This window comes from Streptomyces sp. MK37H (genome assembly GCF_018035285.1).
GTDB lineage: Bacteria > Actinomycetota > Actinomycetes > Streptomycetales > Streptomycetaceae > Streptomyces > Streptomyces endocoffeicus.
In genome coordinates, this window is the sequence record NZ_JAAAYH010000350.1 from 1 (window position 1) to 9,610 (window position 9,610).

A 9,610-nucleotide genomic window follows, 5' to 3' on the forward strand; every position below is an offset into this window, starting at 1 on the left:
CTTCCCCCACCGGACCGGCACCCACCGGTCCCATCCCCCACACAGGAAGGCACCACCGTTCCATGAGAAGTACGCTGCGCAACACCGTGATCGGTCTGCTCTCCGCGACCGCACTCGCCGCCACCCCCTGGCTCACCGCACCGGCCACGGCCACCACGGACACCCCCCAGAACACCGCCGCCGCGGCCGAGTTCACCGACAACTTCGACGGCGCGGCCGGCAGCGCGGTCGACGGCTCCAAGTGGGGCCTGGAGACCGGCGACAACGTCAACAACCACGAGCGGCAGTACTACACCGACGGCAACAAGAACGCGGCGCTGGACGGCAACGGCAACCTCGTCATCACCGCCCGCAAGGAGAACCCGGCCAACTACAACTGCTGGTACGGCCGGTGTGAGTACACCTCCGCCCGCCTCAACACCTCCCAGAAGTTCACCACCGCCTCCGGCCATGTCGAGGCCCGGATGAAGCTGCCGCAGGGCCAGGGCATGTGGCCCGCCTTCTGGATGCTCGGCAACGACATCGGCAGCGCGGGCTGGCCCAACTGCGGCGAGATAGACATCATGGAGAACGTGGGCTTCGAGCCCAGCACCGTCCACGGCACCATCCACGGCCCCGGCTACTCCGGCTCGGGCGGCATCGGCGCCGGGTACACCCTGCCCAATGGCGGCAAGTTCTCCGACGGCTTCCACACCTTCGCCATCGACTGGTCGCCCAACAAGATCACCTGGTCCGTCGACGGCAACGTCTACCAGACCCGCACGCCCTCGGACCTCAACGGCAACCGCTGGGTCTTCGACCACCCCTTCTACATCATCCTCAACCTGGCCGTCGGCGGTTACTGGCCCGGCGACCCGGACGGCAGCACCTCCTTCCCGCAGCAGTTGGTCGTCGACTACGTCAAGGTGACGGGCGGCAGCTGACGCCTGCGGCCGATGTGGAAGCCCGCTGAGCGGTGTTCTCGCTGGTGTCATCAGCAGGGGCGGACCGCCTCCGAGACCGCCGCGACGAGGGCTTCCACATCGGCACCCCAGCGTGAGACGAGGGTGAGGTCACGGGCCGGGTCCACCCACAAGAGGTGATTGCCGCCGTTGCCCCGGGCACAGCGCCCGGACGACGGGGCCTGTGGCCACACCACGCGGCCGTCGTTGAGCCACCACGACAGCCCGTACTCCGGCTTGACGGCACACGGTGTCCACAACGCCGCGATCCAGCGCCGGGACACGATCCGGCGCCCGGCCCACTCCCCACCGTTCAGGCAGAGTTGGCCGATACGGGCCAGGTCGAGCGCGCTGATCCACAGCCCGCCGCCCCAGTGGGCGCCGCCGGACACCACGGGGATGCGGACGCCACCGACGTCCACGAACGAGTTGTCGTAGCCGTGCCACGACCATGAGCCAGAGGCCGCGATGGGCTCCATGACACGGGTGCGCAGCACCTCCGGCAGCGGCCGCCGCACCAGGACGGTGAGCGCGAGCGCCGTCAGATTCACCCGCACATCGTTGTAGGCCCACCCCTCACCGGGTGGCCCGCCCGCCGACTCCGTCCCCTCACGGACGCTCTGGGCGTCCACCCCCGTCGGCTTCCCCCACAGCTCGCCCTCCCACTGGCTCGTCTGGTCCAGCAGCTGCCGCCAGGTGATCCGGCGCCCGTGCTCATCCGCGAACTGGGGCAACTCCACGGAGCCGCACACGGGTTCGTCCAGCCGTAGCAGCCCGTCGTCGAAGGCGACACCCGCGACGAGGGCCAGCACGCTCTTGGTCGCGCTGAAGGCCATCTCCACCCGGCCCGGATCGCCCCAGCGGGCGAGCACCTCGCCGCGTCGCACGACCACACCACTGGGCCCGTGTCCGTTCAGCAGCGGCCCGATCACCTCGCGGTGCGAGACATCCGCCACCTGCGCCGCGAGGTAACTCTCCATGTCCTCGACCCCGGCCACGGGTCGCCCCGCCCGCTCCCGCACGGCCCGCTCCAGCGCGACGGAGTCGACCCCCGCCCAAGCATCACTCACCGGCCCATAGTCAAGCCGCTCTCCCTCTCGTTGCAACACACTCTCCGTCCGACCGGCCCGAGCCGGCCTGTAGGGCCTGTCTGTAGTGCGCAGGCACCAGGACACGTGAGTGGCTGGTCCGGGTGCACCAGGGGAAGACGGCGGCGGGGGACGACGCCCGGCGGGGCGCCGGACGGAAGTGTTGGGGGCGCGTGAACCTCGCGCATCGCGCGCACATCAAGCAGGTCCACGCACTCGCTCGCAACCAACGATGAAGAGGACGTCCATGTCCGAAGCTTTGGTTTCCCCGTCCCCGGTCCGCATCGGGAGGCTGTCGATCGGTGCCCTCGGCATCTTGGCACTCGCCCTCGGCACCCTGCAGACAGTGGTGGATCCCGCGCTCCCGCTGCTGCAACGTGAGCTGGGGGTCAGCTCTGGCGAAGGGGCGCTGGTCTCCAACGCGGTGCTCATCACCGGCGCCGCCGTCGCACCCGTCGCAGGCAAACTCGGCGACCGCTACGGCGGGAAGCGGGTGCTGGTCCGGCTGATGGCCGTGGTCTCGGCCGGTGGTCTGTTGGCCGGCCTGGCGCCGAACCTGCCGGTGTTGTTGCTCGGTCAGGTATTGCAGGGCGCCATGGTGGGTGCGCTGCCCCTCTCCTTCATCCTGGTGCGCGAACACCTCCCGGCAAAGGAGTCACAGCTGGGGATGGGGCTGGTCATGGCGCTGTTCACGGGCGGCGGCATGGTGGGAACGTTGCTTGCCGGGCCGATCGCGGAAGGACTTTCCTGGCATTGGATGTTCGCGCTGCCGACGATCGCGATCATCGCGACGACGTCGGTCGTGGCTCGGTTGATGCCGCATGATCCGCCGATCGAATCGGAGTACAGGTTCGACTGGTCAGGCGTGGTTCTGCTGAGCGGCACGCTGCTCGCGTTCATGCTCGGGCTCGTGAGGGTGACGGGCGACGACGGCCTGCCGCCACTCGCGGTCGGGGCCCTCGCGGTGGTCGTGTCCGCCCTTGCGACCGGATGGGTTGCCGTCGAGCGCCGGGCAGCCTCGCCGATGGTCGATCTACGCATGCTGACAAGGCCTGCGATGTGGCATGCGTGCATGCTCACCATCGTCATAACCACCAGTTTCGGGATGGTGAGCTTTCTGCTCCCACAGCTGTTCGGGGTACCGGGCGACGGGTACGGCTTCGGAGCCACCACCACCGACATCGGACTGTTCCTGCTGCCCGGCGCCATCGCCGGGGCGGTAAGCGATTCGGTCGGCGGGATCACGGCGCGGCGTTTCGGTCTGCGTCCCGTGCTCATCGGGGGCGCCGTCGTCACGATTGCCACGATGATCGCCCTGGTCTCGTTGCACACCGCGGAATGGCAGCTCGTCTTCGCGAAGGCGCTGGCCGCGATGGCCGCGGGCGTCGGTACCACGGCGTTGCTCACCAGCGCTGCCACCGCCGTCGAGACCAAGGACACCGGCATCGCCACCAGCGTGCTCGTGGTGACACGCGTGATCGGCATCGCCCTGGGCGTCCAGATCGCCGCCGCGATCCTCGACGCCAACGCCGACTCGGTGACGGGCCTGCCGACCGAATCGGCCTTCGTCACGGGTTTCGCCGTCGCCGGCCTCGTCGCCGCATTGTCACTGCTCGTTGTCCGTATCACGAGGAATGGAACCCAGGCATGACAGCTACCGGTCCGTCGATGGACATGAGTACCACCGCGAAGCGCGAAGTTCTGATCTCCGGGGCCGGCATCTCCGGACCCGCGCTGGCGTACTGGCTGCACCGGTCCGGATGCGCGGTCACAGTGGTGGAGAAGTCAGGCGCACTGCGCGCCGGTGGCTACCCGATCGACATCCGCGGTACCGCGACAGAGGTGGTCCGGCGGATGGGGATACTGCCGCGACTGCGGGACGCGCACATCGACTCGCGTCGCTGCACTTTCCTCGACGCAGATGGCGGTGAAGTGGCCTCGGTCAACGCGCACGCCGTTGCCGGCAGTGTCGAGGGACAGGATCTCGAGGTGCGTCGTGGAGATCTGGCCACGGCCCTGTACGGAAGAGTCCGCGACGACGTGGAATTCCTGTTCGACGACTCCATCGACACTCTCGACCAGTCCGAACACGGGGCCGACGTTACTTTCCACAGTGGGCAACGGCGCACGTTCGACCTGGTAGTCGGCGCCGATGGTATGCACTCACCTACCCGGGAGTCCCTGTTCGGCCCCGAAGAGCAGTTCCACCGCTACCTCGGCTACTGCTTCGCCATCTTCACCATGCCGAACACCTTCGGGCTCTCCCGCGAGCTCATGATGTGGAACACCCCGGGGAAAGCCGCAGCCCTCTACGCCGTCGGGGACAACGACGAACTGCACGCCTTCCTGAACTTCCACCAGCCAGAACCGCCGTCCGATGCCCTCCTGAACCCCGACGCCCAGCGGGACCTGGTCGCCACGGTCTTCGCGGGCGCGGGATGGGAGGTCCCTGGCATGGTCAACGCCATGCGCGACGCGGATGACCTGTTCTTCGACACGGCCGGTCAGATCCGCATGCCCCACTGGTCCAGCGGCCGCGTCGCGCTCGTCGGCGACGCCGCGTACGCACCCTCGTTCCTCACCGGACAAGGCTCAAGCCTCGCGCTGGTCGGCGCCTATATGCTCGCCAGCGCCCTGGCCACGCACCGGGACCACACCGCGGCCTTCGCCGCCTACGAACGCGACGTTCGCGAGTTCGTCGCCATGAATCAGGCACTGGTCGACAACGGTGCGGCCACGCTCTTCCCCACCACGGTGCGGGCCCTGGAGCAACGCAACACCATGCTCCGTGGCCTCGTCACCATGCCCTCCGAGACAGCACGACCGGCCCACTCAGCCCTTACGCTGCCCGAATTCACCCCGATGCGGTGACCTGATGGGGGTCCATTCGGAGAGGGCGTCGGCGCCGCGCTAACTGGAGGCGGTGCCGCCGCCGGGGGCGGCGTGGGCCAGGCCCGTCCGGTAGGCGATGACGACGAGTTGCGCCCGGTCGCGGGCCTCCAGCTTCGTCATGGCGCGCTGCACATGGGCGCGGACGGTGAAGGGGCTGAGGAACATCCGCTCGGCGATCTCCTGGTTGGACAGGCCGGTCGCGACCAGGGCCACCATCTCGCGTTCGCGCGGGGTGAGCACGGCGAGCCGTTCGGGGTGGCGCGGCGGGGCGTCGTCCGGTGTGGCCAGGAAACGGGCGACCAGGGAGCGGGTCGCGGCGGGGGACAGAAGAGTGTCGCCGTGGGCGATCGTACGCACGGCGTCCAGCAGGTCCTCGGCCCCGATGCCCTTGCCGATGAAGCCGCCGGCCCCCGCGCGCAGCGCCTGAGCGACGTACTCGTCGGTCTCGTACGTGGTGAGGATCAGGATGCGGCTGGCACGCAGTTCCGGGTCCGCGCAGATCTCCGACGTGGCGGTGAGGCCGTCCATCCCGGGCATACGGATGTCCATGATCACCACGTCCGGGCGCAGCTCCCGGGTGAGTCTCACCGCCTCCCTGCCGTCGGCGGCCTCGCCGACCACGGTGATGTCGTCGGCACTGTCGAGAAGCAACCGGAAGGCACCGCGCAGCAGGGCCTGATCGTCGGCGAGCAGCACCCGGAGCGTCACGGCGCATCCCCGGCCTCTCCGTCGCCCGTCCGTCCGTCGCCCGTCGCTCCGCCGGCCATCCGCCCCTCAAGGGTTGTTGCTCCGTCAGTCCTCCGCGTCGTGTCCTTGGCGGGCGGGAGGGGCAGCTGGGTGGAGACGAGGAAGCCGCCCTCCGGGCGCCTGCCCGCGGAGAGGTGTCCCCCGACCGCGGTGGCACGTTCACGCATCCCGATCAGACCGTAACCGGGCGGACGTTCCGGCACCGTGGACGCACTCGGTCCCGTGGCCGCACTCGGTCCCGTGGACGCGGTCGGCGCCGTACGGGCGCCCCCTCCGTCGTCCGCGACGGTGATGGTCACGCGATCGCGGTTCCAGACGAGGCGCACCCGGGCGCTATCGGTACCGGCGTGCTTGGTCACGTTGGTCAGGGCCTCCTGGACGATGCGGTAGGCGGTGAGGTCCACTCCCGGCGGCAGCGGCCTGGCCGTGCCCTCCTGGTGCACCGACACCTCCAGACCCGCGCGGCGGAAGGACTCGAGGAGCATGGGGAGCCGGGAAAGGCCGGGCGCCGGTTCGGCGGGCCCGGCCGCGTCCCCGGACTGGCGCAGCAGACCGACCGTGGCCCGCAGTTCGTCGAGCGCGTCGCCGGTGGTCTCGACGAGCTCCTTCAGGCTCTTGCGGGTCTGCTCCGGGCGGGCGTCGAAGAGGTGGGCGGCGACCGTGGCCTGCGCGTTGGCCAGGGTGATCTGATGGGCTACGAGGTCGTGCAGTTCCCGGGCGATGCGCACCCGTTCCTCGGCCACTCTCCGGCGCGCCTCGCTGTCCCGGCTCTTCTCGGCCCGCCGGGCCCGCTCCTCCACGGCCGCCAGGTAGGCCCGCCGGTTCTGCACCGAGTGACCGAGTACGCCGGCCACCAGTGGGAACGCCGCCACCGCCCCCACCCTGCTCGCGTCCTTCCACGAGAGGGCCCCGAACAAGGGGGTGGAGGCGACCAGCAGTGCCACGGAGGTGAGCGACACCGCGCTCGCCGCGTGCCGTTCGGTGCGCGCGGTGAGCGAGTAGGCGGTGATCACGGCGGGGGCCACGATGAGCGGGCTCAGCAGGAGGCCCAGGGGCGGCACCAGCACGCCGGCCGCGGTCGTGGCCGCCATGGCGGCCAGGGGCGCCCGGTGCCGCACCGGCAGCACGGCACAGGACACCACGGCGATGAAGTAGGCGGCGGCAGGTGGCCATGACAGTGTGCGGCCGTCCTCCTGCACCACGCCGCCGAGCAGACAGAGCGCGAACGCCGTCGCCGTGATCGCTCCCTCCCGCCACCATGTGCCGCGTGGTCGCGGGCCACCGCCACCCGTGTTCGTCATGGCCGGCTCAGTCCCGGCCGACGGGGAGCCGCGGCACCGCCGCGTCCGGCACGGTCGCGGAGGCCGGGACCTGCCTGCTCAGTGCCTCACCCTCGATGTCCACATTCGGCAGCACACGGTTCAGGATACGAGGCAGCCACCAGGCCCGGTGGCCGAGCAGTGCCAGGACCGCGGGTGCGATCGCCATCCGGACCACGAAGGCGTCGAAGGCGACGGCGGCGGCCAGGCCGACGCCCATCGTCTGGATGGTCGGGCTGCTCATCCCGATGAATCCGGCGAACACGCTGATCATGATGATCGCCGCCCCGGCCACCACACGTCCGCTGTGCCGGAAACCGTTGACGACTGCCTCGCCGGGGGACGCGCCATGGACGTAGGCCTCCCGCATCCGGGTGAGGAGGAAGACCTCGTAATCCATGGCGAGGCCGAACACTATTCCGATGACGAGAATCGGCATCAGGGACATGACCGGTCCGGTCTGCTCGATGCCGACCAGGTCCGCCGCCCAGCCCCACTGGAAGACGGCGACGAGGACGCCGAAGGCGGCACCCACCGACAGCAGGAAGCCGAGCGCGGCCTTGACCGGGACCAGGACCGAGCGGAAGACCACCATCAGCAGGAGCACCGCCAGGCCGATGACCACGGTCAGATAGGGGATGAGGGCGTCGGACATGGCTTCGGAAATGTCGATGTTCATCGCGGTGGTGCCGGTCACGAGGATGCCGGCGCCCGTGTCGGCCTCGACGCCGGAGACCGCGCCCCGGATCGCGTGCACCAGGTCCTTGGTCTCGCCGCTGTTCGGCGCGGTCCGCGGGACGGCGGTGAGGACGGCCGTGTCCTTGGTCCGGCTGAGAACCGGATCACCGACCGACGCGACCCCGTCCACTCCCCGTACGGTCTTGACGACCAGGTTCGTGGTGGCCCGGGTGTCCCCGGACTCCGATGTGTCCACGACCACGGTCAACGGGCCGTTGAAGCCGGGGCCGAAGCCTTCTGACAGCAGGTCGTAGGCGCGGCGCTGGGTGGTCTCCACCGACTTGGACTCGTCTCCGGGCAGCCCGAGTTCGAGGCTCAGCGCCGGTAGGGCGACGGCGCCGAGACCGAGTCCGGCGATCATCAGCACGGCCACCGGCCGGCGCAGCACGAACCGCGCCCAGCGGGTGCCGAGCCCGGGCCGGCCGGCCGCGGTGGGCACCGGGTGCGGGCGCTCGCTTCCCGGTCGCTCGCTTCCCGACCGGCGATACGAGGGTGCCTCGCGGACGGCGCGGGACAGTACCCTTCCCCAAGCCCTCGGCTTCGCTCGCGCAGGGGATACGCCATTGCCGAAGAAGCCGAACAGCGCGGGGACCAGGGTCAGTGCGACGAGTACGGCGAGGGCCACGGCACCCGCGCCGCCCATGCCCATCTTGGTGAGTTCGGGGATCCCGACCACCCCCAGTCCGACCAGGGCGATGAAGACGGTCGCGCCGGCGAAGACGACGGCGGATCCGGCCGTGCCCACCGCCCGGCCGGCGGCCTCCTCCGGCTCGCTGCCCTGGGCGCGCTCGTCGCGGAAGCGGGAGGTGATGAAGAGCGCGTAGTCGATGCCGACCGCCAGCCCCAGCATCAGCGCCAGGATGGCGACGGTGGACGTCAGGCCCAGCGGCACGGCCAGCGCGGAGACCAGGCCGAAGGCGATGGCCACGCCCACGAAGGCGGTCAGCAGCGACAGTCCGGCCGCGACCAGCGACCCGAGGGCGAGGACCAGCACCACCGCCGCCACCGCCACGCCGATGATCTCCGTCGTACCGCCCGGTTCCTCTTCCGAATCCAGGGCCGAGCCGCCGATCTCCACGGTCAGCCCCGCGTCCCGGGCCTGGCTCGCGGCGTCCTCGAGGGCGCTCTTCGCCGACTCGGTCAGGTCGACGGCGTCCGCGGTGTAGGTGATCGTGGAGTAGGCGATGGTGCCGTCCTCGCTGACGGCGCCGGTCTCATAGGGGTCGGTGGCCGACGCGACCTGATCGCCCCCGTCCAGCGAGCCAAGCGTGTCCTCGACGGCCGCCTTGTTCTCCCTGGCCGTCACCCGCTGCCCGTCCGGGGCCCGGAACACCAAACGGGCCTCGGCGCCTTGGGAGTTGCTCTGGGGGAAGCGCTCGTCCAGCAGGTCGAACGCCTTCTGCGACTCGGTGCCGGGCATGGAGAGGTCCTCTTCCTTCCCCTCCGGCGCCATGCCCGCGGCGGCGATGGCCAGCACCAGGACCCCCAGCCACAGACCACCCACGAGCCGGCGCCGCCGGAAGGCCCACCGTCCGATCCGGTAAAGAAATGTCACCACCTGTTGATCACTCCAGACACCGCTAGGCAAGGGGAATGCGCGAGATTCACGCGCCTCCAACACTTCCTTCCGGCGCCCCGCCGGGCATCGTCTCCCGCCGCCGTCTTCCCCTGGTGCACCCGGACCAGCCACTCATATGTCCTGGTGCCTACGCACTACAGGCCGGCCTGGGCAGGGGGGTTATGCCGACAAGACCGGCCCGCTGGGCCGTACGGGAGCGCGGTGCGCCGCGTAGCCTCGGTTCATGGACACCTCTTGCGCCATCGCGGCCGTGCGGACCTGTGACCGGATCGAGGCCGGGGACGGGGAGATCCAGGCCTTTGTGTC

The 9,610-nt window shown here is 70.2% G+C and carries 7 protein-coding genes; 3 read left to right on the forward strand and 4 right to left on the reverse strand.

What is annotated here, in order from left to right:
- The first annotated feature begins 62 nt into the window (after window positions 1-62).
- Window positions 63-923: a family 16 glycosylhydrolase gene (locus GWI24_RS33685; protein WP_210949848.1), complete on the forward strand. Its 861-nt coding sequence runs from the start codon at window positions 63-65 to the stop codon at window positions 921-923.
- Between the two features lie 50 nt (window positions 924-973).
- Here GWI24_RS33685 and GWI24_RS33690 read toward each other — a convergent pair whose 3' ends face one another.
- Complete coding sequence (locus tag GWI24_RS33690) at window positions 974-2,011, reverse strand: serine hydrolase (RefSeq protein ID WP_308344176.1); 1,038 nt, start codon at window positions 2,009-2,011, stop codon at window positions 974-976.
- Window positions 2,012-2,276: 265 nt separating this feature from the next.
- Here GWI24_RS33690 and GWI24_RS33695 point away from each other — a divergent pair, with 265 nt between their 5' ends.
- Both GWI24_RS33695 and GWI24_RS33700 read left to right on the forward strand, forming a co-directional pair.
- On the forward strand, window positions 2,277-3,680 hold the full coding sequence (locus GWI24_RS33695) for an MFS transporter (RefSeq protein WP_210949849.1): 1,404 nt from the start codon (window positions 2,277-2,279) through the stop codon (window positions 3,678-3,680).
- Window positions 3,677-4,900 carry an FAD-dependent monooxygenase gene (locus GWI24_RS33700; protein ID WP_210949850.1) on the forward strand — a complete coding sequence of 408 codons (1,224 nt, stop codon included), beginning with the start codon at window positions 3,677-3,679 and terminating at the stop codon, window positions 4,898-4,900. Before GWI24_RS33695 ends, GWI24_RS33700 begins: the two co-directional genes overlap by 4 nt.
- Before the next feature lie 39 nt (window positions 4,901-4,939).
- Here GWI24_RS33700 and GWI24_RS33705 read toward each other — a convergent pair whose 3' ends face one another.
- Genes GWI24_RS33705 through GWI24_RS33715 form a run of 3 tightly spaced genes read right to left on the reverse strand, consistent with a single transcriptional unit; the run spans window position 4,940 to window position 9,283 of the window.
- A complete protein-coding gene (locus GWI24_RS33705; protein ID WP_210949851.1) occupies window positions 4,940-5,629 on the reverse strand; it encodes a response regulator transcription factor in 690 nt (229 codons plus the stop codon).
- Window positions 5,626-6,969, reverse strand: a complete 1,344-nt coding sequence (locus GWI24_RS33710) for a sensor histidine kinase (protein WP_210949852.1) — start codon at window positions 6,967-6,969, stop codon at window positions 5,626-5,628. The genes GWI24_RS33705 and GWI24_RS33710 overlap by 4 nt, the downstream gene beginning before the upstream one ends.
- Window positions 6,970-6,976: 7 nt before the next feature.
- Entirely contained in the window at window positions 6,977-9,283 is a 2,307-nt protein-coding gene (locus GWI24_RS33715) for an MMPL family transporter (RefSeq protein ID WP_210949853.1), read from the reverse strand.
- Window positions 9,284-9,610: the final 327 nt, after the last annotated feature.